31 protein-coding genes are annotated in these 23698 nt (G+C 42.0%); 29 read left to right on the top strand and 2 right to left on the bottom strand.

What is annotated here, in order from left to right; translation table 11 throughout:
• The first annotated feature begins 27 nt into the window (after positions 1-27).
• The 7 genes from M1F25_RS15945 to M1F25_RS15915 all read left to right on the top strand — a co-directional run bounded on the left by M1F25_RS15945 (position 28) and on the right by M1F25_RS15915 (position 7023).
• Complete coding sequence (locus M1F25_RS15945; protein ID WP_181488343.1) at positions 28-2196, top strand: hypothetical protein; 2169 nt, start codon at positions 28-30, stop codon at positions 2194-2196.
• Between the two features lies 1 nt (position 2197).
• Positions 2198-2929, top strand: a complete 732-nt coding sequence (locus M1F25_RS15940) for a LamG-like jellyroll fold domain-containing protein (protein ID WP_181488341.1) — start codon at positions 2198-2200, stop codon at positions 2927-2929.
• Between the two features lie 414 nt (positions 2930-3343).
• Positions 3344-4555: a tyrosine-type recombinase/integrase gene (locus M1F25_RS15935; RefSeq protein WP_181488339.1), complete on the top strand. Its 1212-nt coding sequence runs from the start codon at positions 3344-3346 to the stop codon at positions 4553-4555.
• Positions 4556-4769: 214 nt separating this feature from the next.
• Positions 4770-5684 (top strand): hypothetical protein, encoded by a 915-nt coding sequence (locus M1F25_RS15930; RefSeq protein ID WP_094960711.1) that lies wholly within the window; start codon positions 4770-4772, stop codon positions 5682-5684.
• Between the two features lie 116 nt (positions 5685-5800).
• The gene (locus tag M1F25_RS15925; RefSeq protein WP_172767332.1) at positions 5801-6019 is read left to right on the top strand and encodes a helix-turn-helix transcriptional regulator; all 219 of its coding nucleotides are present in this window, start codon (positions 5801-5803) and stop codon (positions 6017-6019) included.
• On the top strand, positions 6019-6414 hold the full coding sequence (locus M1F25_RS15920) for a hypothetical protein (RefSeq protein ID WP_181488337.1): 396 nt from the start codon (positions 6019-6021) through the stop codon (positions 6412-6414). Before M1F25_RS15925 ends, M1F25_RS15920 begins: the two co-directional genes overlap by 1 nt.
• A gap of 12 nt (positions 6415-6426) precedes the next feature.
• Positions 6427-7023 carry a Bro-N domain-containing protein gene (locus tag M1F25_RS15915; protein WP_181488336.1) on the top strand — a complete coding sequence of 199 codons (597 nt, stop codon included), beginning with the start codon at positions 6427-6429 and terminating at the stop codon, positions 7021-7023.
• A gap of 634 nt (positions 7024-7657) precedes the next feature.
• On the opposite strand, the gene M1F25_RS15910 is transcribed toward M1F25_RS15915, so the two are convergent.
• Positions 7658-7840, bottom strand: a complete 183-nt coding sequence (locus M1F25_RS15910; RefSeq protein ID WP_071585900.1) for a YlcI/YnfO family protein — start codon at positions 7838-7840, stop codon at positions 7658-7660.
• 73 nt (positions 7841-7913) lie between these two features.
• Here M1F25_RS15910 and M1F25_RS15905 point away from each other — a divergent pair, with 73 nt between their 5' ends.
• The 20 genes from M1F25_RS15905 to M1F25_RS15810 all read left to right on the top strand — a co-directional run bounded on the left by M1F25_RS15905 (position 7914) and on the right by M1F25_RS15810 (position 20525).
• Positions 7914-8207 carry a host cell division inhibitor Icd-like protein gene (locus tag M1F25_RS15905; protein WP_318826253.1) on the top strand — a complete coding sequence of 98 codons (294 nt, stop codon included), beginning with the start codon at positions 7914-7916 and terminating at the stop codon, positions 8205-8207.
• Positions 8200-8373 carry a DUF4222 domain-containing protein gene (locus M1F25_RS15900; RefSeq protein ID WP_004265088.1) on the top strand — a complete coding sequence of 58 codons (174 nt, stop codon included), beginning with the start codon at positions 8200-8202 and terminating at the stop codon, positions 8371-8373. Before M1F25_RS15905 ends, M1F25_RS15900 begins: the two co-directional genes overlap by 8 nt.
• Before the next feature lie 2 nt (positions 8374-8375).
• Complete coding sequence (locus M1F25_RS15895) at positions 8376-8570, top strand: hypothetical protein (RefSeq protein ID WP_165119740.1); 195 nt, start codon at positions 8376-8378, stop codon at positions 8568-8570.
• Positions 8567-8728 (top strand): hypothetical protein, encoded by a 162-nt coding sequence (locus tag M1F25_RS15890; RefSeq protein ID WP_004255433.1) that lies wholly within the window; start codon positions 8567-8569, stop codon positions 8726-8728. The genes M1F25_RS15895 and M1F25_RS15890 overlap by 4 nt, the downstream gene beginning before the upstream one ends.
• Complete coding sequence (locus tag M1F25_RS15885) at positions 8725-8904, top strand: hypothetical protein (RefSeq protein WP_004255431.1); 180 nt, start codon at positions 8725-8727, stop codon at positions 8902-8904. Before M1F25_RS15890 ends, M1F25_RS15885 begins: the two co-directional genes overlap by 4 nt.
• Positions 8901-9110 carry a hypothetical protein gene (locus tag M1F25_RS15880; RefSeq protein ID WP_105880952.1) on the top strand — a complete coding sequence of 70 codons (210 nt, stop codon included), beginning with the start codon at positions 8901-8903 and terminating at the stop codon, positions 9108-9110. The genes M1F25_RS15885 and M1F25_RS15880 overlap by 4 nt, the downstream gene beginning before the upstream one ends.
• Positions 9107-9691, top strand: coding sequence for an ORF6N domain-containing protein (locus tag M1F25_RS15875; protein WP_181488334.1), 585 nt, complete (start codon positions 9107-9109; stop codon positions 9689-9691). Before M1F25_RS15880 ends, M1F25_RS15875 begins: the two co-directional genes overlap by 4 nt.
• Positions 9688-9861 (top strand): hypothetical protein, encoded by a 174-nt coding sequence (locus M1F25_RS15870; protein WP_165880165.1) that lies wholly within the window; start codon positions 9688-9690, stop codon positions 9859-9861. The genes M1F25_RS15875 and M1F25_RS15870 overlap by 4 nt, the downstream gene beginning before the upstream one ends.
• Entirely contained in the window at positions 9861-10055 is a 195-nt protein-coding gene (locus tag M1F25_RS15865) for a hypothetical protein (RefSeq protein WP_181488332.1), read from the top strand. Before M1F25_RS15870 ends, M1F25_RS15865 begins: the two co-directional genes overlap by 1 nt.
• The gene (locus M1F25_RS15860) at positions 10055-10669 is read left to right on the top strand and encodes a hypothetical protein (protein ID WP_181488330.1); all 615 of its coding nucleotides are present in this window, start codon (positions 10055-10057) and stop codon (positions 10667-10669) included. The genes M1F25_RS15865 and M1F25_RS15860 overlap by 1 nt, the downstream gene beginning before the upstream one ends.
• A 58-nt stretch (positions 10670-10727) precedes the next feature.
• The gene (locus M1F25_RS15855) at positions 10728-11102 is read left to right on the top strand and encodes a hypothetical protein (RefSeq protein ID WP_004265397.1); all 375 of its coding nucleotides are present in this window, start codon (positions 10728-10730) and stop codon (positions 11100-11102) included.
• Positions 11056-13836, top strand: a complete 2781-nt coding sequence (locus tag M1F25_RS15850; RefSeq protein ID WP_282561947.1) for a DUF927 domain-containing protein — start codon at positions 11056-11058, stop codon at positions 13834-13836. The genes M1F25_RS15855 and M1F25_RS15850 overlap by 47 nt, the downstream gene beginning before the upstream one ends.
• A 23-nt stretch (positions 13837-13859) precedes the next feature.
• Positions 13860-13997: a hypothetical protein gene (locus M1F25_RS15845; RefSeq protein ID WP_165119736.1), complete on the top strand. Its 138-nt coding sequence runs from the start codon at positions 13860-13862 to the stop codon at positions 13995-13997.
• Between the two features lie 158 nt (positions 13998-14155).
• A complete protein-coding gene (locus M1F25_RS15840; protein WP_181488326.1) occupies positions 14156-14593 on the top strand; it encodes a ProQ/FINO family protein in 438 nt (145 codons plus the stop codon).
• A gap of 74 nt (positions 14594-14667) precedes the next feature.
• The gene (locus tag M1F25_RS15835; RefSeq protein WP_004906510.1) at positions 14668-15177 is read left to right on the top strand and encodes a hypothetical protein; all 510 of its coding nucleotides are present in this window, start codon (positions 14668-14670) and stop codon (positions 15175-15177) included.
• 187 nt (positions 15178-15364) lie between these two features.
• A complete protein-coding gene (locus M1F25_RS15830) occupies positions 15365-15538 on the top strand; it encodes a 3-hydroxybutyryl-CoA dehydrogenase (RefSeq protein WP_080641485.1) in 174 nt (57 codons plus the stop codon).
• Entirely contained in the window at positions 15538-15876 is a 339-nt protein-coding gene (locus M1F25_RS15825) for a hypothetical protein (protein WP_004906508.1), read from the top strand. Before M1F25_RS15830 ends, M1F25_RS15825 begins: the two co-directional genes overlap by 1 nt.
• A gap of 15 nt (positions 15877-15891) precedes the next feature.
• Positions 15892-19227, top strand: coding sequence for a hypothetical protein (locus tag M1F25_RS15820; protein ID WP_181488324.1), 3336 nt, complete (start codon positions 15892-15894; stop codon positions 19225-19227).
• A 48-nt stretch (positions 19228-19275) separates the two neighbouring features.
• Positions 19276-19641, top strand: a complete 366-nt coding sequence (locus M1F25_RS15815) for an HK97 gp10 family phage protein (RefSeq protein WP_166185453.1) — start codon at positions 19276-19278, stop codon at positions 19639-19641.
• Between the two features lie 311 nt (positions 19642-19952).
• Complete coding sequence (locus M1F25_RS15810) at positions 19953-20525, top strand: hypothetical protein (protein WP_181488322.1); 573 nt, start codon at positions 19953-19955, stop codon at positions 20523-20525.
• Between the two features lie 513 nt (positions 20526-21038).
• On the opposite strand, the gene M1F25_RS15805 is transcribed toward M1F25_RS15810, so the two are convergent.
• On the bottom strand, positions 21039-21458 hold the full coding sequence (locus M1F25_RS15805; RefSeq protein WP_181488320.1) for a hypothetical protein: 420 nt from the start codon (positions 21456-21458) through the stop codon (positions 21039-21041).
• A gap of 1061 nt (positions 21459-22519) precedes the next feature.
• On the opposite strand from M1F25_RS15805, the gene M1F25_RS15800 reads away from it, so the two are divergent.
• Together M1F25_RS15800 and M1F25_RS15795 are read left to right on the top strand one after the other, a co-directional pair.
• Positions 22520-22708, top strand: coding sequence for a hypothetical protein (locus M1F25_RS15800; protein WP_036960459.1), 189 nt, complete (start codon positions 22520-22522; stop codon positions 22706-22708).
• 409 nt (positions 22709-23117) lie between these two features.
• A complete protein-coding gene (locus tag M1F25_RS15795) occupies positions 23118-23690 on the top strand; it encodes a cytochrome b/b6 domain-containing protein (RefSeq protein WP_181488318.1) in 573 nt (190 codons plus the stop codon).
• Positions 23691-23698: the final 8 nt, after the last annotated feature.

Raw genomic sequence — 23698 nt, 5'->3', positions numbered from 1 at the left:
AGCTGGCTTTTTTATTGAAGGTGAAGAATGAGAAAGTTAGATCCTACTCAAAATCCAGTGCCAAGCAGTGACGTTAGAGATTTGCCATTTAACGCAAGTAAAATAGATGAGGTAGTAAATTCAGAATCTCATTTTTATATTGATAGGCTTGGGAATGACCGCTTAACTATTAAGGGGTTAGAAGAAGCGGCAATCTCTGCAGGGCCAACGGTTGAAGCCGCCGCGAAAGCACTAGAACAAGCTAACTTGGCGAGAGAAGCAGCCGAAGGGGTTCAATCCGATCTGGATTCAACTGTCAATGAAGCAAAAAATGCAGCTGAGTTATCTCACGAATATGCAGACAAAGCTGAAGAATCAAAGATAGCTGCTGAGAATGCCAAAAATTCAGCAATGATAAGTGGCGGGCTTTATAGGACTGAGGATGAAGGTAGATTAGCGGTCGCCGATGGTGTTAACTTTAGAGTGCAAGGTGCAGATAAAGTCGCAGTTTATGAATATCGACGTATCAGCGCAACACAATCGGAGTTATTAGCTATTTATCCATCAAAGCGTTATATCGATGAAATAGCTGAAAGTTTAGCTTATCCGCTTAATCTTTTAACAACTAATGAAGTTCCTATCATCATGGATAAAGAAGAAAAGGTTATCTTGTCAGCTGATGAGAGTGGAAAGATAAAGGCCCTGTCAGGTTTGTTTTCCGATGATATTGATGTTGGTGAGAGCAGTAACATTGCTGACAATCCATTTTCAAACTTAATGCATGCACTTGTTGATAAAAATGAAAAATTGGCATTTGGTATAGATGAAAGCGGGGCGGTTATTGCAAGCGCGCTGAAAAGTCAGTCCGTTAATATCGATGACACATCTATCTATAATGACGCATTTAGTGGTCTTGCTTATGCAATTGTCGATGGCGAAGATAACGTGATTTACGGCGTGACAATCAACGGCGAGGTCGTCGGTGCTACTGACACGACAAATAGGGATAAAGAAACAAGTAATAACCATGCGGTTTCACTGAATCACTTCATTATGAACGGCCAATCGCTATCAGTTCGATCTGGAACAGCATTACCGCTGCAAGACAGCAATGATAAGACATTCTCTGGCGGTTTATTTCTCAAGCAAGACCAGATCAATAATACTCTCGTGCAAGCTAAGTATGACAATACATCTGCTGTTATCTGGAATGCCATGCAGCAAATGAAATTCTTGATGTCCGGCGGTATGGATTACAGTAAAGACCCAACCTACCGCGATGATTATCAGACGCTTGCATCGTCCCACGGTAATAGTGGTGCAAGGATCGAGTCGCTGTCAAAGGGTGGTTCAACTGGTTCTTATGAGGGCGCAATACATGCTGTCAGTGAAGGGCATCGTTTAGCTGAGTTAGCTAATGAAAGCTATTCGGTTCAGGCGTTTAACTGGATTCAGGGTGAAGATAACAGAGACGATACTGCTGATGCTTATATTGCTAAATTTAATGCAATGATGTCGGATTATAAAACAGACATCGATGCAATCACAAAGCAGGGATATCAGTTCCCAATCTTAGTTTATCAGCCATCAGGTAATCAGTATTACGCGCCAGTCGGCAGTGAGTCTCCGAATACAATTGCAGATGCATTCTATCGTTTAGCAGAAAGTGACAGCAATATTACAGTGACAACACCGACTTATTGGATTGAACATGCTGATGCTCTTCACCCGACGAACAAAGGTTCACTTCAATTCGGCATGCAATGGGGCAAGGTTCTGTATAAGAAAGTGTACCGAGGGGAAGATTGGCGACCACTTGAGCCTATTAGCATAGAACAATTAGGAACTAAGACCGTCATTGCTCGTTTTCATGTTCCTGAGCCACCATTAGTTTTCGATGAAACACTTGTCACAAACCCCGGTAATTATGGATTCGATTTGCGCGACGATTCTGGTGTATTGCAAATTACATCTATTAAATTACTTAACAACAACTCAGTAGAGCTACGTGTAAACAGAGACTTAGCACCAAATGTATTTTTATCTTACGCATACTATGGTGTTGGTGGTAATGGCGGTGGGCCATTAACAGGTGCTCGCGGAAACCTACGCGACTCTGACACGACAGTTGGCTTAGATAGCACAGTTAAACTTTATAACTGGGCGTTAGCGTTTAACAAAAAATTACCTTACACAAATCCAAAAGAGGTCAAATAACATGGGTACAATTATTCGATTAAAAGATGCAAGCTTCACTAATTCAAATCTTCCTAAGCTAGGCGATTACGGGAAATTAATTACAGATGATATGCACGCAATGCAACAAATGCTATCACAAAGTAATTATCTTGATGACAGTACAGGAAACGGCAATAATCTTGTGTATATCGGGACGGGTAGCACACCTGTAGATCCAACATTTAACAATGGGATTTTAACGCTCACAGATGGCTGGGCATCGAAGCAAACGTATCATCAATACACGGCAGGTGTTGCATCGGGAAATAGTCGAACATTCGTATTGTTGATTAAGCCAAATCTAGTTAGAACTAATTACCTGTGGCGCTATAAAAATACTGGCGTTGGTGTGAGCATGGTTCTAAATTCGGCAGGTAAAATTCAAGCAGTATTTAAAGATAAAGTAATGGAAATATCAGATGCACTTTCAACAACGCGCTGGAATATTGTTGTTTTTTCTGCAAGCGAAACAACGGTTAAATGCTCTGTAAACGGAAGTCATCCACAAACAATCATTTATGCAAATAATGGTGGCGCACCTGGGGCACCAAATGGCGTACAGTTGGTTTTGGGTGGAACGGGCACGCAGGGCGCTATTGGTGATTATGCTTACTCTGCTATTTACAATAGAGCACTAACTGAGTCTGAAATGGCGTCAACATTCAAAGCGATAAAAGCATGGGCGCTGACAAGGAAAGGTATTGTCGTCTAACGTGGTGTGCTAACTGGGAGTATGCAGTCTGTGCCGAAATTGTGACACAAAAATGAGAGGAGAATGATGGGACGTGGTTGGGACGTTCAAGTTTAAATGTGATTGAACGACTTTAAACAACTTTGAATTACTTTGCCTTCTTTGTGGCTTGTGAACACTGAGAAAGACTGTAATTAACTGATTATAAAGTATTAATTCTACGCTCTTCTAAGCCGTAGGTCACAGGTTCGAATCCTGTAGGGCGTACCATTCTCAAGTATTTCAAAGTCTACAACAGTCTATAAAACCCTTATAAAATCAGCTATCACAAGAATTCCTAGTATTCCAAGGTCTAGTTACGTCTATTGAAATCTACATATATGTGGGGGCATAATTGGGGGCATTACCCCGTTCAATGAAAATCGGTGCCCCCAAATGAAGCTAACAGCCAGACAAGTAGACACTTCCAAGCCAAAAGAGAAAGCTTATAAACTTTCTGACGGTGGGGGCATGTATTTAGAAGTTGCTCCAAATGGTTCTAAGTATTGGCGTATGAAATATAGATATGCTGGTAAAGAGAAAAGGCTGGCTTTAGGTGTATATCCATCAATATCACTCGCACAAGCTAGGGCGAAAAGAGAAGAAGCCAAGCGCATATTAGCGTTAGGTGATGACCCATCGTTGGTAAAGAAAGCCGAAAAGCGAGAAAAAGAGTCTCAGGTAAATAATAGCTTTGAGAAAATCACGCTTGAATGGCACGACTATAAAAAGCCGAATTGGTCGCAAGGCTACGCTGATGACTTATTAGAAGCCTTCCAGAAAGATATCTTCCCTTACATTGGTAAAGCTAGCATTACGGAAATTAAGCCGCTAGACATGCTAGAGGTGCTTAGAAAATTAGAAAAGCGTGGTGTGTTGGATAAGCTAAAGAAGATAAGACAGGCATGTAACCAAGTATTCCGCTATGCAATTGTTACGGGGCGGGCAGAGTATAACCCTGCATCAGAATTAGCTGGCGCACTGTCTACGCCAAAGGCAAAACACTTTCCTCATTTAAACGTTAATGAGCTACCTGATTTTTTACAGGCACTATCTGTATGCAGTGGAAGTAAGATCACTCAGATTGCTACAAAACTATTAATGATAACAGGTGTTCGTACTATTGAGCTTAGAGCTGCTGAATGGTCAGAAATCGATTTTGATAAGGCTATTTGGGAAATCCCAAAAGAGCGTATGAAAATGCGTCGTCCTCACATGGTCCCACTCTCTACGCAGGCGTTAGAATTATTCAGAGAAATACAAACCTTAACAGGGCGGTTTAAGTATATCTTTCATGGCAGGAATGATGCTTCTAAGCCAATGAGTGAAGCGGCAATAAATCAGGTCATAAAACGTATTGGTTATGATGGTAGAGCCACAGGTCACGGATTCAGGCACACAATGAGTACCATCCTACACGAACAAGGCTATAACACTGCATGGATTGAGACACAGCTAGCGCACGTTGATAAGAACTCTATCCGTGGAACGTATAACCATGCTCAGTACATTGATGGCCGTAGAGAAATGCTTCAATGGTACGCTGATTACATGGGGGCATTAGAGAACGGGGATAATGTTGTCCACGGCAATTTTAAATGTGCTTAATCCACCAGCAGTCGCATGCAGAACCAGATAATAAAATGTCTGGTTTTTTGTTTTGTAATAAATTGTTATTGCAGTAAATATTTAAAATATCAACGAACTTATCCACAAGTAGCCTCCATTTAGTTCACTTGATAATACGCAGATATACTATACACTTTACTTTAGTATTTCTTAATGGACGACAGTAGACCACAGATAACTCAGGGAGTGAGGCGTGGATATATTAGCTAGCCGAAAATGGCTAACACTTAAAGAAACATCTCGCTTTTTAAGTAAGAAATTAAAAAATGAGATTAGATTATCTGATGTTGCGCGATTGATTGCTGATGGCGTAATCAGACCCTCTGTTTTTTTTCATACCCCAGTTTTTGTTAGGGCTGTAGACATTACAGATAGGCCACTTTCTTATGTTTTATCTGAAACAGAAACAGCTCTTTCCGATAATCGTAAACTATTAAGCCAAGAGCCAATATTGCCTAATACATTAGTTCCTCACGCTACACCTATTGATAATCAGATCATGAGGGTTTCTAGTTTATGGTCAGCTTTGCCTACAGGTATAGCAAAACATGAAGCGGAAAGAATATATTCGCAAGAAGAACAATTGCCTATGCCAACACGGTCGTTATATGACATAAAGGGGATCGTCATCGCTGAACCAACAAAAAAATATCAGTTAATCACTGGGTTTGATGTTGAGAAAGAGCTACTGGAGTTAATCAAATTAAGTCAATCACAGGATGGTGAGGGAAGTGGTTTTCTTTCTGGGCATATAGAAAAGTTGAAAAATATCCGAGATGAAGTTCGCCATGGCAAAATGGAAAATAGCTTTATTCCCTGCACTAGCTTGCCTCAGAATGCATATTTTGCAATTAAGATGGAAGATATAGAATCATTTTTCTCTGAGAGTCGAGAGCCCCAAAAAAAGATTTCATTAAAAACACAAAACGCACAAGCTCAATTTATTTACGGTTTACTTTTTACTAAGTATGGCAAAGATGTTGCTGATAACCCCCGCCCTCATATTGAAAATCCAAGAGGAGTAATTAGAACAGAGTTCGACTCATTGAACCTCTCATTACCTAGTGGAAATGCTGTTTCTGGCTGGCTTAAAAATATTGACTCGTAATATTACGAACTATTTTTGTAATATTACGAAAACACCTAATTCAACGAAGTATATTCCATCCTGAGATCTACGAACGTCTACTAAGGCGTATCATTAACTAGATAACAGGGGGCACCATGCCAACAGTTACAACCTTAAAAGAAAACCTCATTCGCTTACCTGAAGTTATGCGTCGTACGGGCTACGGTAAAGCGTGGATTTATCGCCTCATTGAAGCAGGTCAATTCCCTAAATCAGTAAAAATCGGCACTCGTTCTATTGCTTTTGTTGAGTCAGAGGTCGATGAGTGGGTAGCAAATAAGATTGCTGAATCACGTACAGGCGAGGTGGCATAATGGAAAAGAAAAACCACCCGCTACAGGTGGCTTCTCAGGATAACGCGACAGCATCTATTCTATCAAAGAACCCACCCAAAAAACACCGTGCCCGTTTATATATGTTAGGTACTGGCATTAATGGATTTACAGAGAATGAAATATTAATTCATTGTCGCTTATCGTCAGCAAGGAACTACGCCTCGGAGTTAGAGCGCAAGTTGGATATTACACTGGATCGCATTGATGAGCCTAATCCTGATGGTATCGGGTCACACTACCGTTACCGCTTTAAGACGGCTCAGGATGCGCAGAAGGTTATCAATTTAATTAATGAACGCGCTGAACAAGGTAATTACCAGACGCTAGATAAAGTACACGTAAATAATATTTTAAGCCTCTACCCGACAAAATAACGGAATAAGAAAATGAAACTAAAAAATAACAGCTTAAATGCTGGTGGATTCGCTCACCCTAAATTCAGTGAAGAGCCTATTTTAAATATTAACTCAGATGATATTTCCGTTATTCGATTTGAGGGGGTAGAGGTACGGATAGTTAAAATTAATAATGATCCGTGGTTCGTTGCTAAAGATGTTTGTGACGCATTGGAAATATTAAACTCAAGTGATGCTTTAAAATCATTAGACTTGGACGAAAAAAATACTATAGCTTTAAACTATGGTATTCAGGGAAACCCTAACAGACAGGTTATAGCGGAGTCTGGTTTCTATAAACTAATTGCCCGTAGCCGCAAGGCAACCACTAAAGGCACATTCGCACATCGTTTTACTAATTGGGTATTCCGTGACGTTATCCCATCTATTCGTAAAACTGGCGCGTATGGTGTGCCATTCTCAGCGTTAAATGACTTCACTAAACGTCAGCAACAATACCAAATCACAGCCTCAAAACATGGACGTGACCTGCAATCCTGTAAGCAAAAGAAAGCTGATTTACAGCGTGAAGAACGTGAATTATGGAAGAAGTACCAGCCTGATTTTCTTGATGGAGAAATCCACTAATGACGGCTATTAACTTACAAATGGTTAGTACACCCAAAGCGGTGTATCAAAGTTCAAATATTAATCAATTATCCCCAGAGTTGTGGAATATTGCCTACCAAGTGAATGATTCCCTACTGGCAGGTAAGGGGGTAAGTTTAATTTACTCCCTTAATAATACTGTAGCTTTAAACTACGGTATTACTGGCAATCAATCAGACAAACTTTCGTCTGGTTACTCGGCCAATATTTTGGCTCAGCAATCAGCTAAAACTTTAGCCGATGTATTAGCGAAAATTTATGCCAATCAATCACCCAAATTTACGGGAAATCAATCTGGGGAATATTTCTCAGGTCAATCAGCAAAACATTTTGCCAATCAATTAATCCTAACCACCGTTGGAGGATGGGATAACAGCGAGAACCTAAAACGTGGAGAATTTACACCATTTGCTAAAGGTGATTTTTCTCACCTTTCTAAAGAGGCGAATTATCCTCATTGGCAAGGTTTATCTGGGGGCACTACACAAGGCAGAATTGAGTTTTTGGAGTCCATAAAAAAGGGCAGCCAATCGGCTACCCTTGGAAACGTCGATATTAAATACCGAGCAAGTGAGAATATTAATATTAGCTTACTTCTCTGGTATGGCAAATATCAGTTTTTAGGCTTAACACCTAATCTTTCCAGCTCGTTACGACAGGCTGTCTTAACCCATGAACTAAATGGCTCATTACCAATAACTGAGTCTATTTGTTTGAGCAAATCATCATCAAATCGGATTGTTCTTCTTGTGCTGTTTGCACGGTCGTATGGTTTTTTGTCTTTTTCATCTTGCATTGGTTCGAACCACTATGATAGTTTATATGTATATGGTGCGAACCAGTATAAAGGTAAGTGCTATATAAAAACAATGCCCCGCAGTGGTGGAACACTAACGGGGCATCTAATCACCACCGATAACGAAGCTATCGAGGTAACTATGAGTAAGCATAACACACCCGTCACAGGGCGGACTAGTCTCACCCCTAACCAATCGTACAGATGGTTATTCCTCGCGTTAAACCGTAGCGATTACACCGCTAAACCTTGCCGTATTGTTGTTACAGCATCGAACGAGAACAGTGCAAGACTGATGCTTGTACGTGATTACATGCTGATATTCGCTGGTCGCTTACCTGCTATTGGAGGTAAACATCATGCGTAACCCTCAACCTAATGATTTCTACACTCACAAAAATAATGGCGAAACCGTCAAAGTTCTATCGGTTCAATTCAACCGTGTGACCTTTCAGAGAGACGGCTTTGATAGTCCTGTCATTGTTCCATTAAGCCAGTTCAGCAACGAATACACCTATGCAGGGAGGGCTTAATCATGGCAGATATCAATATTCATCAAGCCGCTGAAAAGGCGCATCAGATTGAGTTAATTAACCTGCTCATTGAATCACACCCGCACCAGTTACAAGACAGTGAAATATCCACTTTGGCTTCTCTTATGGCGAAGTTATCAGGTGATGTTTGTGTATTTCTTCAAGAGGAAATTGTGGCACAGGAGGTGAAAGCATGAGTATTTCACGCCTATCTGACGCATTGAACAAAATCCAACGCCTAGCAGAAGCCGCTTTGTCTTTATCGAACCAACGTGATGAAGCAGAACTCAAAATTCAGCTAATTGAAATTATCAGCAAGACAGCAGAAGAAGCCGTATCTGAGGGGGAAGCATGAGCAAGCCTATTCCATTAGACAGAGCCGCATACAAAGCGCAGCAAAATAATTCATTGCTTGCCGTTATCTTGGAGCAAGTGAGTAGCGATTGTTCGCGTGAGTTAATCGACCTCGTTTCTATTGCGTATGACTTCAACGCAGAAATATGCGAATCCCTCGAGGAGGCGACCAAATGAAAACAGTTAAATTAAAAGTTGGTCACTTATCTACCTTAGAAGAAGTCGAACATATTAACGAAGAACTCCAAGCGTTACTAATCCCACTGTTAACCGCTGTAGAGAATGAAGCTGATACCGATACGCATTTTCTTCTGAGAGCAGTTAACCGCCTTGTGTGTGCTCAGCAGAAAGAAATCACTAGGTTAGCGGAGGTGATGAAATGAGACAGGTCACTATCAATGCCACCAGCTTAAGCCCATTTATGTATCAAGGTAAGCGAGTTGTGACCTTTGCCATGATTGACGAGGTACACCAACGCCCGAAAGGTACAGCAAAGCGCACATTTAACACGCATAAAAAACACTTCATTGATGGGGTAGATTACTTTTTGCTCACTAAGTACGTAATACGTACCGAGTTGCCCGAACTAGAAATAGGCGGAAAAGCAAAAGAGCTAATGCTTATCACTGAATCAGGTTATTTGATGGTTGCCAAGCCATTTACTGATGATTTGTCGTGGCAGGTCCAACGCTCAATGGTTAACAGCTACTTTCGTTTGTCTGAGTTTCCCGAAATTAAACACATTCAAATACCCACGCTGGCGGAACTTGAAGCCATGCCAATTGGTGAGGCTCAGAACTTGATTAGCCGCTTAGAGGCTGACTCTTATCAAGGTCACGGTAGGCGCGGAAGTTATGCCATGAACCTACGTCGCAAGGAGAAGAAAGCACTTAAACCAATGGTAATGGCCATTGAACAAGCCTCACAGCTACACATTCAGGATATGGGGGATTATCGCTCATGAGAACGTTTCAAATCGCAGGATATGGCACAACACCAAAAGGCTTAACGCTAGGTATTAGCAAACGTGTGATATCAGCCACCCAGAAAGACGCTCAATCGCAAGTGATGCGAGAAGCGCAACGAGACGGTTTAACCAGTATTCGAATTAACTATGTGCGTGAGGTGAAGTAATGAATCAGGAACAGAAACGCGAAGTGGAAATGTTACTAGAGCCGCACAAAGCAAAAGTATTAATGCTAATTACTTTACTTTCTACGTGGCTGGAAGCTGAAGAGTGTGGCGAAACCAGAAACATGATCTGGGCGGTGTTGATTGTTGTTTATTCGATTAGGGATGAAATGAACGAAGCGGCAGGGAGCAAATAATGAGCTTATTTATCAAACGTAACGTTGCCAGTTTTGGCTATGGTGCCACAGGTGTATTGGTCGTTTATCGTGAGAATGATCAGCTTAACGAGGTGATTAGTTACGACGATGCGCTTAAATCCCTTGATGCTGGTGATTTTGACACGGATTTGCTCATGGGGTTTGAGCTTGTATTGGCAATCTCAAAAGGTGAACGAGAACGCTTGTTTAACCCAACATTAGAGCAAACGTTGATTTTATGCCGTTGGGTAGTGGCTGCGTCATTTGTTCAAGAGTTAAGAGATCAACATGGCGTTATTGAACTCGACAATGAGCGAGGCGGCAAAGATATTGCCACGCTGTATTACAGCGATAACGGTTCGGGGATATCGGTTTATCCATCGGGCGAACGTGCGTTGTTAACTACGCATATGGAGGACTTTGTTTGTGAGCAATACGGGCAGGAAATGGGGCGGCAGTTAGTTATCAGGGCTTACATGGACTTTATCAATATGCAGCCAGAAGTGGGAAATCGCCTCTCTGAAAAAGGGCGAAAGGGGCTAACTATCTTGCATGATGGCCTTATGAAAATCGCTCGTTCTAGTGAAGTTGGCACTATGCCAGTGTTTCACTGATAGGGGGGATCATGATTAATAATTTAACCCATTTACTGGCGAACAAAGGAGCATTTCAATGAGTAACATTATCCCATTTAAAACCAAAGCGAACTCGCTTGATGATGCGCTGAAAGCCTTTGCCTTTGCTGTATTTAAAAGCCGCCCGAATGACTTTGAGGAATGTTACACCTACACGGAAACATGCCAAGGCCGTACTAACAAACAACAAATTTCACCGATTGAGTACCTTTGTTTCTTAACTGAGGTTTGCTTTATTGAGCCGCTAATAGACCAGTTTGAGGAATACGAAACGGCCGCATTAGAAGCATTAACTAAAGCGGTAGATTGTGGGCGTCTTACTCTGGAAGGCGAGGCGTTATATCAATCTGTTTTAAGTGTGTCTCATGAAATGGCTGAACCAGCTGGAGGCGCAGAGAATGAAGCCGATTGATGTTATCCGTGATGTAAAGCTGAAAGCTAACGGCCAATGGCAAAACATATTATCTAACCTCGGGGCAGAAGTGCCCCTAAACACGCACACGGCTTGCCCTCACTGTGGCGGTAAAGACCGTTTTAGATTTGACGACAAAGACGGCAACGGCACATTTATTTGTAGTCAGTGCGGCTCGGGTGATGGGTTGGACTTAGTTCAGCGTGTTCTGGGTAGTAGCGTGACAGAAGCCGCGTATGAAGTGGCTGGCATGATTGGAATTGATACCCGTTCAGATAATCCACCAGCCTACCGTAGCCATGAGGTAAAAGCGCAACAGGACGCATTGAAAGCGCAGCAAGCCCAGAGCCAAGCTAACGAGCAGATAGAGAAGCATAAACGTTTTACAGCGCGATACAACCGCACTATTGCCAAAGCTAAACAGGGCGAGTCTGAGTATCTCAAGGCGAAAGGGTTTGATAGTACCACCGTGACTCTATTGTCTGATGGTTCGCTAATTATTCCATTGATAGACACTGACGGCACAATTACAGCCGCACAGACCATTAAACCCAATGGCGATAAACGGCTATTACTCGATAGTACGAAGAATGGCAGCTATTACCCTATCAATGAGCCTGTAAATGTTTCTACGGTGATTATCGCTGAAGGATTGGCAACCGCCATGACGTGCCAGTTAATTCAACCAGAAGCGCACACAGTAGCGGCAATTGATGCGGGTAACTTAATTCATGTGGCTAAGGTGATGCGGGCGAAGTACCCAGAGAGCAAGATTATCATTGCAGGTGACAACGATATTAAGCCAGACCAAGACAATACAGGGAAATTGGCTGCAGAAAGGGGAGCTAAGGCAGTCAATGGCATTACGGTTTTACCGCCTACCGATGATAAAGCCGATTGGGATGATTATCGCTTATCACACGGTATTGAGGCAGCAAGACAGGCATTTAATGCTCAAGTGGGTCAGCAGGAAGGTGAGGAAGTGAAAGAGGATAACGTGATCCAAATTGACGCGAAAAAGAAAGTTAGAACACACGATGATTTAGCCCCATTTTTTGATAAGCGTCACGGTGGTTTGTATTACATCGAACGCAAACAAAACAACACGACGGGCGAAATTGACGAAAAAGAAACATGGTTTTCGGATGAAATGGCAACGGTAGGCATTGGCTCTGATGGCAAAGACAGTTATTTAGTTATCCAAATGAAGCAAGAGGGCAGCAACCGCATAATTTATGAAGCCATTCCGAGGCGTGAATTAGGCTCACCTCAAGGATGGGGAAGATTGCGCTCCCGTGGCGTAAATATCACAACTAAGCGCGGTCAATTGGATTTACTGGCTAACTATCTTCAGCGAAAAGGAACGCGCGACGAATGGACGATCACACATACCGCTGGTTGGCATGATGGGGCATACGTGATGCCTGATGGTCATATTATTGGCACACCTAGCCGCCCTGTTGCTTTTTGTGGCGGAACGTCTGCCGTTGCGGGTTATATCGTCAGGGGAACCGCGGAAAGCTGGCGGAAGAATGTCGGTAATTTAATGAAAGGCAACCAATCCATGATTTTAGGTGGTTTAGTCGCGTTAGCTGCCCCTCTGAACTCATTATCGGGCGGTAGCTCGTTTGGCATTCACTTATTTGCTCAATCCTCAGCAGGGAAAACCACCACTGTAGAAGCTGCCTCAAGTATCTACGGTGTACCCGATGAACTGAAATTAACATGGGATGCGACGAAGTACGGGCTAACGATTGAAGCCGCTTCACGAAATGATGGGTTTATGCCGATTGATGAAATTGGACAGGGTAACGATGTGCGGCATGTCGCAGGAAGTGCCTACAGCCTATTCAATGGTACGGGGCGCATACAAGGCAATAAAGACGGTGGAAACAAAGCCGTTTTACGTTGGGCGATTGTGGCGTTATCAACGGGTGAGGAAGATTTTGAAACTTACCTCATTCGTAATGGCGTTACCCCCAAAGCAGGGCAATTAGTGCGGTTGGTTAGCGTGCCATTTACCGATACTGTTGAGTTTCACAGCCTTGATGATGGTGATTTGCATTCACGAGCAATAAAACGCGCATCAACGCAGCATTGCGGGGCAGTCGGTAGGGCATGGATTGAATATTTAGCCAACAATCAGGACATGGCCAACCAGAAAGTAACCTTCAAAGAAAACGAATGGTTATCGAGTTTACCCGAAGAAGCATCACCGCAGGTTAAACGAGTCGCTACCCGTTTTGCCATGTTGGACGCTACCGCAGAGCTAGCAACATCAATAACGGGTTGGGATATTGCCGAATGTAGCCGTTTTATTCGTAATAGCTTCAATGAGTGGCTGGAGAACTACGGCACAGGGAACCGCGAAAAATACCAAGTTGTTAAACGGGCAAGGGATTTCATTCAACGCTATGGATTGAATCGCTTTCAGCCATACACCTATGGCAAGCGTAACGGAGACCTAGACCGAACTTACGCAGGCAGGATAACAAACCTTGCGGGCTATTTGGTTTCTGGGCGCAGAGAGGACGGCAAGGACGAATATCACATTATCCCGTCAGTGTTCGAAGATGAAATACTCTCAGGCATCCAAAAGAAACTAGGGGCTGAAGCACTCGACGAGGCAGGTGTTTTAGTCAGACCAGAATCAGGGCGCGTAGACGGTAAAACTATCAGCATCAACGGTAGCCAGCAGCGATTTGTTGTCTTAATTGATAGTGAGGAAGAATAGCCAGCCAGAACAGAATCCTTGTGATGAATCAAAAACGCTGGGATAAGTGGGATAACGGGATAAGAACTAAAAAAGATAACAGTATTATTAAGTTAGGTTACTTCTATTTATCCCATGTTATCCCAAGCTATCCCAAAGGTAATGATAATAAATTGTTATAAATGTTAATTAAAAACCAAAGTTATCCCAAAAATAAAAAGTCTGGGATAAGAAAATAGGGTGTTTGGGATAAGTTAACCTGATGATATTAAATGTAAATAATCAACTTATCCCGTTATCCCAAAGAAAAATCGATTTTCGCCTATAGAGAGATATTTAAATGAGCACTCAAACACTGACACTAAAACGGAAAAATCCACCAGCGACGAACGCCCAAAAAAGCATACAGGCTAAAACGCCACAGGAAGCCCCACAGCAACCGAAGAAGAAAAACAAGGCAGATGTTCACGCGAAGAAGAAACAACACCGTATCGACCGTATAGCGAAGCACTGGACGCTATTCAGTGAGCCAGAAGCCAAGCCGCTAATGATTGGCATTAAGGAAGCTATGATTGCCGAGGTTAAAGATAAAGAGCTGGATATCCCCGAGAGCCACATTAAACAGGGATTACGCTCATACATCAGCCGCAAGGCTTATTTGAAAGCTCTTACTCTGGGCGGCAATCGGTTTGATATGTTCGGGCAACCTAATGGAGAAATTACACCAGAACAGCAAGCCATAGCAGAGAAAAAGCTGGCGGAATGGGCTAAAAAATAGCAAGGTAACAACCGCCAAAGCATAAGCCGAGGCGGTTATGTATAATTGGCCTTATCAACTAAAGGGATCACCAAATGAAAAAAATCATGATAACGGCTCTATTGGCTTTGTTTCTATCGGGATGTGATAACAGTCCGCCAGCACCCTACGGCTTTAAGTGGGGGCAGTCGGTGGAGGATATCCAAAAGTTAAACTTAGATGGTGAAGGATGTAAGTTCCCTGTGTGTGAGGTAACCAATACTCCAAGCGGAGTTACAGGATCAACGGTTTTAATATTTAATAAAAAACTAGGGTTGGTTCAAGTATTACGCTCAGAGGCATTGGGTGAAACAAGCCAACAAGAAGTAATGAAGAAATTTAACAATGCGGTTGATGAGGTGAATGTAGCGTATGGTGATCCAACAAATAAAATAATTAAAATTGAGGATGAATCAAACTTTATTGCTTGCCTAAATAAAATAGGGTGTAGCAAGATAAAGGCTGAATACGACAAAGAAGGGTACAAAGTGTTAGTTTCAGTTGGTATTAGAGATAAAGATGGTAAATTAGCCATTCTAACCAACTATGCAAAACCTCTAAACTAGAACCCACCTAAAAAACAAAAGCCGACCTTGAGTCGGTTTTTTTGTTGTCTTAATCTTAATACCATCAAAGCCAAGATAGGTAGAAAATATTTCTATACTTTCGATTATTTATAGCAATATATTGTTGTTTATTTTTTACTCTGGATTATAATTGTAGTGTATATAACTACAGGGTGGGTAAATAATCATGGATAAGCAAAAAAGAACCTTCAAGGCAGTGTCAATTGAAAGCGACATAGTAGATCGTGTTAAAAAATTTAAAGAAAAACAGGGTGAAAAAGATGTTTTCATTCAACGAGCGCCTATTGGTCAATTAATTCAAGGTCTATTAAGTGATGCCTTACAGCGAGAGGGGTTCTAATGGAAAAGTTACAACAGTTAGCAAGCACTATAGCTCAGATTTATGTTGATGGGCTAAAAGCGGAAACGGGAACAACATTAGTGACTTATAACGGCATTACAGGCGAAGTGATCCCTGAGTTGCTGGCGGCAGGGTTATTTGATAATGCGGTATCGATTGTTAAGTCTCGTGGTGAGTCGTTCGATGTTGAGAGTAAAGCATGTGATTTATTGCTTCCTTACCTAAACGTATTTACCAAGCCTTATTCCATCACAGATCAGTGTATTTATGTGATTGGCGAAATGACTCGTTTTGCATTACGTGACGGTAATGTCAGTGGCTTATCAGCCGTGCATTAATTAGAGGGAACAATCATGACGTATCACGGTGAAGGTTATACAATAGAAATACATGGTGAGACTGAGAGCTTGCTTGAAGCGAATAAAGCGATTAGAGAAACAAAGCGCAAAATGGCTGAAATGGGTAAACAGGCTGATGATACGTCGAAAGCCTTTTACCGTTTTGATAAAACAGCAATGGCCGTTTCCAGTGCGTTAAAAATGCCTGAAATTAACCGCTTATCACGTCAAATGAGTGAGTTAACAGGGCAAATTGGCGCAGCATCAGCCGCTACAGACAGAGCGACTAGCGCGAATGCGCGTTTTACAGGGGTAATTAGTAATGTCTCTGGGTTATTAGGTGCGGGGTATATTTCTAATATTGGCAGTGCCACCTCCTCACTCTTACAACATACTCAAGGGGCGATTAACGCTACACAAGCCGAGGTTTCACATACTCGCGCTATTCAAATGAAAGCACAGGCATTACAAGCCGCAGCCTCCCAAGAAGTCATTAACGCTAGAAATCTGACCGTATCAGCACAAGCCGAGTTAAAAGCGGCTCAGGCAGCGTTAGAGCACGTTTATTCACTAGAAGCGGCTAATGATGCCAAGCAACGTGATTTAGAGTCACTGAGAGCACGACAGGCGGTACAGCTCAAGGATGCCGAAATAACCTATCAAATGGCAGCGAGTGAGGAAAATCTACAACGCGTCACCAAAGCCAGCAACGCTCTACACGCCACAGAAACCAAAATCAAAACGCATTTAGCCACAACAGGGAAAGAAATTGCGCGTGTTGAGGCTCAAGTCGCTAAAGCGAAAGAAGTTGAAGCCAACGCAACCCATAAATTAAATGCGGCATTAGCATTAGAGCAAAAAGCGAAAGCCACACTAGCGACCACAACGGACGCAGTGACCGCAGCGAATAACCGCGCAGCACAAGCCGCTAAAACTCAATCTATCGCTATGCAAGGGTTACGGGGCACAGTGGGATTATTAGGTGGTCCTACTGGCGTATTCTTTTTAGCTGCCGCAGGTGTTTACGCATTATATAACGCCATGAACGATGATACCGCAACTAAAGAGTTTAACGACAGGGTAGATCAGTGGATTGATAAAATCGACGAACTGTCAGCAAAACAGGCGCGTGTTGTGGCTAATCGTTTAGGCGAGAAGATAGCGGAAACAACCACAGAGCTAGATGGACAGAAAAAAAGCCTTGAAGCTGTAAATGTGGATCTCAGAGCCCATAGAGAAGAACTTGGCAGAATTGAAAAGGCAGTTAATAAACTTAAAGAACAAGATGGAGAAATAGGCTCTACTTATGCGCTAGACAGCTATGTTGACGCAATCAAGGAGCTGACTAAAAAACAGCAACAATATGAGCTACTTATTTCTGAAGGTGAGCAAAATATTCGACGCTGGACGGTATCGCAAGGAAAAGCCGCTGATATTGCTAAGGTTAGAGCGCAACAAACAGACGAACTGACCAGAGCCGATTTAATTTACCAACGCCAAGCTAAAGGCATGATTGATGCTAACCAACAAGTAGCCCGATCACTGGAATTAGGCAGCGAGGCAGCAGTTAAGAAAGAACAGGCTATCAAAGAGCTAGAAAAGGCGTTGATTGCTGACGGCTTTGTTAAAGACTCTGAAATATTTAAACAGAAAATCAAAGAGTTAACGGATGAATTTGATAAAACGGTCAGCTTGAACCTTGCTAACTCGCTTACTGAGATTGAGCAGCGCACCCAAGCCCTCACAATTGGCATGAAAGACGGTAAGCCGGCACTGGATGAATACAACGCCTCATTACTCCTTATGCAAATGGGATTAAAACAAGGTTCAGCCGCCTACAATACCGAACTCCCGAAAGCCATTGAAGCCATACGCAAGTTACGTGAAGCCCAAGAAGCCGCGCTAAGCAGTAAATCAAAAGGTAACAAATCAGCTAAAGCCGCCAACCAAGCGAATGAAGCGATAAAACGTCAGAGTGAGCAGTTGGCCACACTGAAAAAACGCTATGGATTACTGGAAAGTGGCGCAGCCGATGTTAACCGCCAAATGGCAATCTATGAAGCCGTTCAGCGACTCGGAGCGCAGGCAACAGAGAAACAAAAAGCGGCTATCTCAAAAGAGGCTGCGGAACTGTTTGACCTCAATCAGCGCGTGAATGATTTTATTGCGGCTCAAGAAGTCACCCCAGAATTAAAACTGGCGCATACCTTTGGTGAGGAAGTTAAAACCCTTAAGCGTTTGTTAGATGAGGGATTCATCAACAAGGAGGATTTTGAGCGCATGGGGCGTGAGGCGATGGTGTCATTTAATCAGGGAATGACCGATATCAAAATCAATGCCTCAGTGAATTACATTGAGGAAAACCGCGCTAAATTTGACCCAATTCAGGCATTGGCTAATGAGCATACTCAGAAGTTGGCCATGATGAAAGAATACAAGGCGCAAGAGTTACAAATACTCAATGAAGCCTATGCAAAACAACAAATTAGCCATGACCAGTTCACCGCATCGAAAGCGGCAACCGATGCGCAATATCAGCTACTCAGAACCGCAGCAGAGAAAGAGTATCAACAGCAGCAGTTAGCGGCACAATGGGAACTAATGAGGCAGCAGAACCTAGGCTATGAAATGTTAGCTTCAGCGGTTGATTCTCTGGCGGGTAATGTTTCAAACGTCATGACAGGGTTAATCACTGGCTCAATGGATGCGTCCGAGGCGTTGCGTTCGTTAGGTAATACGATGCTAAACAGTGTTGTAAACTCCATTGCTCAGGTTGGTGTGGAGATGCTTAAAAACTTCATACTTACTCAAACGATTGGTAAATCTGCGCAAGTAGCAAATGTACTAGCGGCTAAGGTGGGAGGTGCGGCAGCGTTGGCAGCTTGGACACCTGCGGCAATAGCGGCATCTATCGCAACGGGCGGAGCCGCATCAGGGACAGGATTATCAGCCTATCAAGGGGCGCAAGCATCAGGAATGGCTATGTCTGCGCTTAGTTTTGGTGGTGGGCGTGAGCATGGTGGGGTAGTTGATGCGAGTAAATACTATCGTGTCGGTGAAAATGGTAAGCCTGAGATATTCCAAGCGAGTACGGGCAAGCAATACATGATCCCTGGTGACAATGGGCGAGTTATATCAAACAAAGATTTACAGGGCGGCAGTCGATTACCTCCGATCATCAACGTGTACCAGCAAGCCTCAGGCGCAACAGTTGATGTAACCGCAGAACGAGGATTAAACGAGCGTGACGTGGTTAATATCGTTGTCCGTAACATTATCGATGGACGCGAGATAAGCGGAGCAATGGCAACTCACCATAATGCCCCAAGGAAGGCGACAGGCTCTTTGTAATTATGTATAGGGCAGCAATCTGCCCTTTGGTTTTATTGGAGTACAGCAATGATAAAAGTAAAAGTTGTCAGTAAAAAAGGAAACGGTAGCTTTGACCGCTATGTTAGCCATGTTCAGCAAAGAGTGTCTTTAGCTATGCAGCGGTTTCTTATCGACGCTGGAGCACAAGCCGCAGTCTATACGCCTATCGATACCTCGACATTGATTAATAGCCAGTTTCGAACAGTCACCGTTAACGGCACACGAGTAACGGGGCGTATTGGTTATTCCGCCAGCTATGCCGCGTATGTGCATGACCCGAAAGTTAAGCAGAAGTTTAAACGCCCAACGGCTAAAAAAGAGTTCCTGAAAAAAGGTGTTGAGGAAACATTACCCAATTTAGCTAAGTATATTCAGGAAGAATTGAAGCGTTAACTCGGTACTTTCGTGAACAGTACGCGCGCGAGGGGGAAATATGACTTTTCGGGCACGTTAGCAAAGGCAGTTAGATAGTTTTTACACATCGTAGAACAGGAGTTTTTACACACGTTAGACTGAATTATCGGACACGTTAGCGGTTGGTTTTCGGACATCGCAGGAAGAGTATTTTGAGGCCATAAAAAGAGAATATTAATCTTACGTTGAAATAGGCTTATATCTATTGGTATCACAGGGATTGACGAGATAATGAGAATGACAATTTATAAAAAACTCATATTATTTCGGATTAGAAATGGTGAGGCATTATGAGACCACAATCAAGGCACTATACGGACGCATTACCAACTATCGGGCATGGCACTATAGCTGCTATCAGAAAGTTTAAAAACGATGGTGAAGGGTTACAGTGGAATACTAGCGCAGGTAAATTAATCATTGGTAAAAATGGTGATAATTACTTGGTTGTTATAGGCGATAAGCGATTTTCTTTATCACTCGTTACCACTCAAGCGGGTTATGGCGTTCGCTATTGGTATTCATGCCCCTATTGCCGTAAACGTAGAGCCGAGCTTTATTTTAGTCGTAAAGATTTAGCCTGTAGAGCGTGTTGGAATTTCCACTATGCCAGCCAGAGCGAAAACAAGCTTGACCGATTAAGGCGCAAGGTGCGAGTAGGCCGCTTTGCTATTTGGGGCTATAGTTCAGATGTTAGCGATTTAACTAAATATGTTTATAACTTTAGAAAACCCAAAGGTATGAGGTGGGCTACATTCGATAAGTTAGTAGCAGAACAGGCAAGACTAGAGGATTATTACTGGCAGGCGTTTATACCATTTGTCGATAAATTAACGTCGGGTATTAAGATAAGGATAACCTAATATTTTCACGCAGTACCACCTCACGAAACCTCACGCCATTGATATTTTACTACTAGCCAAAACTAGCCTTGCTACTAGAGAAAACTAGAGGTTATTGCGCAAAACGAAACGCGCACTCTAAACAGTTAATTTGAGTTATTGGTAGATAACATACTGATAAGTGGATAATATTTAGTATTAAATGGAATTGCGCATTGATGCCAAAATTGCGCACTAAAACTGCGAACAAAAGTGCGAATTCGCAGTTGGCCATGAAGTGGGAATGTAGCATTAAAGCCGCTTTCTGTCTGGTTTTGTTCAATGATAACCTGTTATCAATTGTTATGGTTCATTGTTGAGAAATGTTAAGGTTGTTCGCATTTTACTACTACATAAAACTACACATTGAACTTAAAAAACTTAGTCATTGCGCGCAGTTTTATGTGTATCGGAATGTATCGGTAAATTGCGCACTAGATGCTAAGAAATGCTAAGGTTTAATGCGCAGTTGAATACCACGTTTTACAGGGGTAATTAGCTACTCAGTTTCCCTGCTATATCCTTGTGACGCTTCCACGCTGAATAAATATCCTTATCCCACGCTTTACCGCCTTTAGTTTGATATCCAGCCTCATTAATTCGTTCAGCGATAATGCGCCCGTTATCTATACCCTCTGATAGCACCAAATTAACCACAGAAACGACAGCAGACTCATTATAGGTATACGGTGGGATATCTGCCTTACCAGCAATTAAAGATGCCACAGAAGATTCTAGGCGTTCCACTAGCGATAACATACGAGCGTCAGGATTACTGTCTGGGCGGTTTAGCTTCTCTTTGATAGCTGAGACTATCCACGATGTTTTATCGCTACCAGAGTTCGATACAGCATCATTAAACAGGGCTTGTAGTTCAGCAGGTAAACGAAAGGCAATAAGATTAGATTTACTCATGATAATAGTCCGTTATTAACTCATTGAGTGCTTATTATATCAGCGTATAACGATGTTATACAGATTAGAAAATGTAAAATTGCTGGTGGATTTAACGAGTAATTGTATAACTTAATATAACAAAGTCAGGGTAACTTACTGTAAAACAAGCAAAGCGTATTATTGCGCCTTGTAACTAACTGAATGCATGACAAAGCTCAAATTTGAGCACAGTCTAATTTTACCAATAGAATCAATCGACTCATTTTTTGAGCCTGTATTTATCAATAGAAACAATGCCCTCAAAATTGAGGAGGGTTAACGATTGTGATTATGTCCACAGTCGGAAAGGGTGACAGTTGAAATGCTACCCTTGATACTGAGGACGGCTTGAAATGAAGCTCTCATATCAAAACCACAAATTAGTGCCTTTAGCCAAAGTAGCTAAGTATTAGCCAGTACAGCTAACCCATACGAAAAACACGGTGTAGTTATATTGATAACAAAAAGAATCACAATAATAACGTACCGAAATGGTACTTAAATAAACCACGGTGGTACTATGGTGTTGCTATAGTGATTGTAAGGTATTCGTTTTGGTATCCACCGAAAAGGCTATATTTTACTGGATACTCTATCCGCTGAATGTTGACAATTGTTGACATCAGAACCAGACAAAACCAGACATGGGAACCTGACAAAACCTGACATGAGAACAAAGTAAATGTTGTTAATTGTTGTGGTCGAAAACTTGTCAAAACTTGTCATCACGCCAAAGAAATTTATAAGCCCCGTCCAAAATCAAATAGGTACGCAGTAGGTACGCGCTTAATTCTAACGATTCGTTATAATTAAATAAAATCATGATGTTGCATAAAAGTACGCAGAATGGTACGCAGCAAAACAAGGGTAATAAGTTTGGACTAGTTTTGACGGATATAACTTGGTTGCTATCTTGACGGTTGCCACTCTGGTTGCCAGCAAAACAGCATGTTTTATGCTAGTGGATTGATGGGCTTTGATTGTTCCAATTCAGCACAATCAAGGTATAGCGATAATCACAACACCTTTGAGGTATAGCCATGTTACAACGTGAAGCAATAGAAGCCGTTATGATGGAGTTAGCCCACCAGCAAGGGCAATCACTCAACGGACGCGATAGGTTAGCGATTAGAACAGGTGTAGCCCAGACAATACAGGCTAAAGAACGTCACAGACGGAGAATGACAGCACCTACCTACCAATGGACGAAGCCAGCACCTAAACGATAATAGGTTGCCTTGAAATCAAGGGCACTTAAGGCGATTGAATAGGACTCCTTAATCTCAAGGAGTCATGAGGCTCTGAAACTGGAGGCTCGTCACTGGCTGGCAATATTCTAATCATGGCCATGAGATAAAAGTAACCACGTTGGTAACCACCAAAAGTAACCACAATGCAAATAAGCATTGCGATACCCACAGGACAATTTTGTCCTCTGAATATTAATTTCATACTGATAATAAAAACATCTCATAACGATAAATGTAATCATCTTAAAAGGATGGTCGTAATTAATTGGTAGATGTGAACTATATTTCATATAAAATATTCTACGCTTAGGACTTAAAGCCATAAACAAGAGTGTTATAAACTATTAAATTGTGTCTGTGAGAAATATTATAAAAAAGGTGAAGCATTGTGAGCATATTAAAATCGATTTGGGATTTTTTTGGGCTTTATCAGACTAAAAAAATAAGAATTTTACATGCGTTAATTCTACTTTTGGTAATATCACAAATCATTGTGAGTAATTGGATGACGGGAACTAAGTCAGTAGTTGTTCCGTTTTTTGACGAGACTTATTTATTCACTTGGATTCATATCGTTTCAGGTTTTGTGCTTTTTTTCTTAACGTTCTTTTTAGTCGTGTTATGTTTTAACCAGCGAGGGTTTAGATATTTTTATCCCTATCTCTGGGGGGACTTTAAGCAAATCAAAGAAGATATAAACTCTCTTTTAGCTAAAAAGCTACCAGACAGCTCACCTAAAGGGCTTGCCGCGACAGTTCAAGGGTTAGGGTTAGGTGCTTTATCAATTGTTATTTTGTCTGGTATTGCATGGTTTATTCTATGGTTACAGCAGTCACCACTTGCTTTAGAGGCTAGAAGTATTCATAAATCACTCACAATTTTAATTGAGATTTATATTTATGGTCACGGTGGTTTAGGGATCATTCATTTTATAATTTGGAATAAAAGTAAAAATAAATAGGTTTGCTT

The sequence above is a fragment of the Providencia sp. PROV109 genome, assembly GCF_033681625.1.
In the GTDB taxonomy this organism is placed as follows: Bacteria; Pseudomonadota; Gammaproteobacteria; order Enterobacterales; family Enterobacteriaceae; genus Providencia; species Providencia hangzhouensis.
This window is presented reverse-complemented; position numbering and strand designations above follow the sequence as displayed.

Excerpts from the sequence above, each read along its gene's own strand:
- M1F25_RS15945 (WP_181488343.1), top strand. The coding sequence starts at position 28 with ATGAGAAAGTTAGATCCTACTCAAAATCCAGTGCCAAGCAGTGACGTT.
- M1F25_RS15940 (WP_181488341.1), top strand. The coding sequence starts at position 2,198 with ATGGGTACAATTATTCGATTAAAAGATGCAAGCTTCACTAATTCAAAT.
- M1F25_RS15935 (WP_181488339.1), top strand. The coding sequence starts at position 3,344 with ATGAAGCTAACAGCCAGACAAGTAGACACTTCCAAGCCAAAAGAGAAA.
- M1F25_RS15925 (WP_172767332.1), top strand. The coding sequence starts at position 5,801 with ATGCCAACAGTTACAACCTTAAAAGAAAACCTCATTCGCTTACCTGAA.
- M1F25_RS15920 (WP_181488337.1), top strand. The coding sequence starts at position 6,019 with ATGGAAAAGAAAAACCACCCGCTACAGGTGGCTTCTCAGGATAACGCG.
- M1F25_RS15915 (WP_181488336.1), top strand. The coding sequence starts at position 6,427 with ATGAAACTAAAAAATAACAGCTTAAATGCTGGTGGATTCGCTCACCCT.
- M1F25_RS15910 (WP_071585900.1), bottom strand. The coding sequence starts at position 7,840 with ATGCAAGATGAAAAAGACAAAAAACCATACGACCGTGCAAACAGCACA.
- M1F25_RS15905 (WP_318826253.1), top strand. The coding sequence starts at position 7,914 with ATGCCCCGCAGTGGTGGAACACTAACGGGGCATCTAATCACCACCGAT.
- M1F25_RS15900 (WP_004265088.1), top strand. The coding sequence starts at position 8,200 with ATGCGTAACCCTCAACCTAATGATTTCTACACTCACAAAAATAATGGC.
- M1F25_RS15895 (WP_165119740.1), top strand. The coding sequence starts at position 8,376 with ATGGCAGATATCAATATTCATCAAGCCGCTGAAAAGGCGCATCAGATT.
- M1F25_RS15890 (WP_004255433.1), top strand. The coding sequence starts at position 8,567 with ATGAGTATTTCACGCCTATCTGACGCATTGAACAAAATCCAACGCCTA.
- M1F25_RS15885 (WP_004255431.1), top strand. The coding sequence starts at position 8,725 with ATGAGCAAGCCTATTCCATTAGACAGAGCCGCATACAAAGCGCAGCAA.
- M1F25_RS15880 (WP_105880952.1), top strand. The coding sequence starts at position 8,901 with ATGAAAACAGTTAAATTAAAAGTTGGTCACTTATCTACCTTAGAAGAA.
- M1F25_RS15875 (WP_181488334.1), top strand. The coding sequence starts at position 9,107 with ATGAGACAGGTCACTATCAATGCCACCAGCTTAAGCCCATTTATGTAT.
- M1F25_RS15870 (WP_165880165.1), top strand. The coding sequence starts at position 9,688 with ATGAGAACGTTTCAAATCGCAGGATATGGCACAACACCAAAAGGCTTA.
- M1F25_RS15865 (WP_181488332.1), top strand. The coding sequence starts at position 9,861 with ATGAATCAGGAACAGAAACGCGAAGTGGAAATGTTACTAGAGCCGCAC.
- M1F25_RS15860 (WP_181488330.1), top strand. The coding sequence starts at position 10,055 with ATGAGCTTATTTATCAAACGTAACGTTGCCAGTTTTGGCTATGGTGCC.
- M1F25_RS15855 (WP_004265397.1), top strand. The coding sequence starts at position 10,728 with ATGAGTAACATTATCCCATTTAAAACCAAAGCGAACTCGCTTGATGAT.
- M1F25_RS15850 (WP_282561947.1), top strand. The coding sequence starts at position 11,056 with ATGAAATGGCTGAACCAGCTGGAGGCGCAGAGAATGAAGCCGATTGAT.
- M1F25_RS15845 (WP_165119736.1), top strand. The coding sequence starts at position 13,860 with ATGAATCAAAAACGCTGGGATAAGTGGGATAACGGGATAAGAACTAAA.
- M1F25_RS15840 (WP_181488326.1), top strand. The coding sequence starts at position 14,156 with ATGAGCACTCAAACACTGACACTAAAACGGAAAAATCCACCAGCGACG.
- M1F25_RS15835 (WP_004906510.1), top strand. The coding sequence starts at position 14,668 with ATGAAAAAAATCATGATAACGGCTCTATTGGCTTTGTTTCTATCGGGA.
- M1F25_RS15830 (WP_080641485.1), top strand. The coding sequence starts at position 15,365 with ATGGATAAGCAAAAAAGAACCTTCAAGGCAGTGTCAATTGAAAGCGAC.
- M1F25_RS15825 (WP_004906508.1), top strand. The coding sequence starts at position 15,538 with ATGGAAAAGTTACAACAGTTAGCAAGCACTATAGCTCAGATTTATGTT.
- M1F25_RS15820 (WP_181488324.1), top strand. The coding sequence starts at position 15,892 with ATGACGTATCACGGTGAAGGTTATACAATAGAAATACATGGTGAGACT.
- M1F25_RS15815 (WP_166185453.1), top strand. The coding sequence starts at position 19,276 with ATGATAAAAGTAAAAGTTGTCAGTAAAAAAGGAAACGGTAGCTTTGAC.
- M1F25_RS15810 (WP_181488322.1), top strand. The coding sequence starts at position 19,953 with ATGAGACCACAATCAAGGCACTATACGGACGCATTACCAACTATCGGG.
- M1F25_RS15805 (WP_181488320.1), bottom strand. The coding sequence starts at position 21,458 with ATGAGTAAATCTAATCTTATTGCCTTTCGTTTACCTGCTGAACTACAA.
- M1F25_RS15800 (WP_036960459.1), top strand. The coding sequence starts at position 22,520 with ATGTTACAACGTGAAGCAATAGAAGCCGTTATGATGGAGTTAGCCCAC.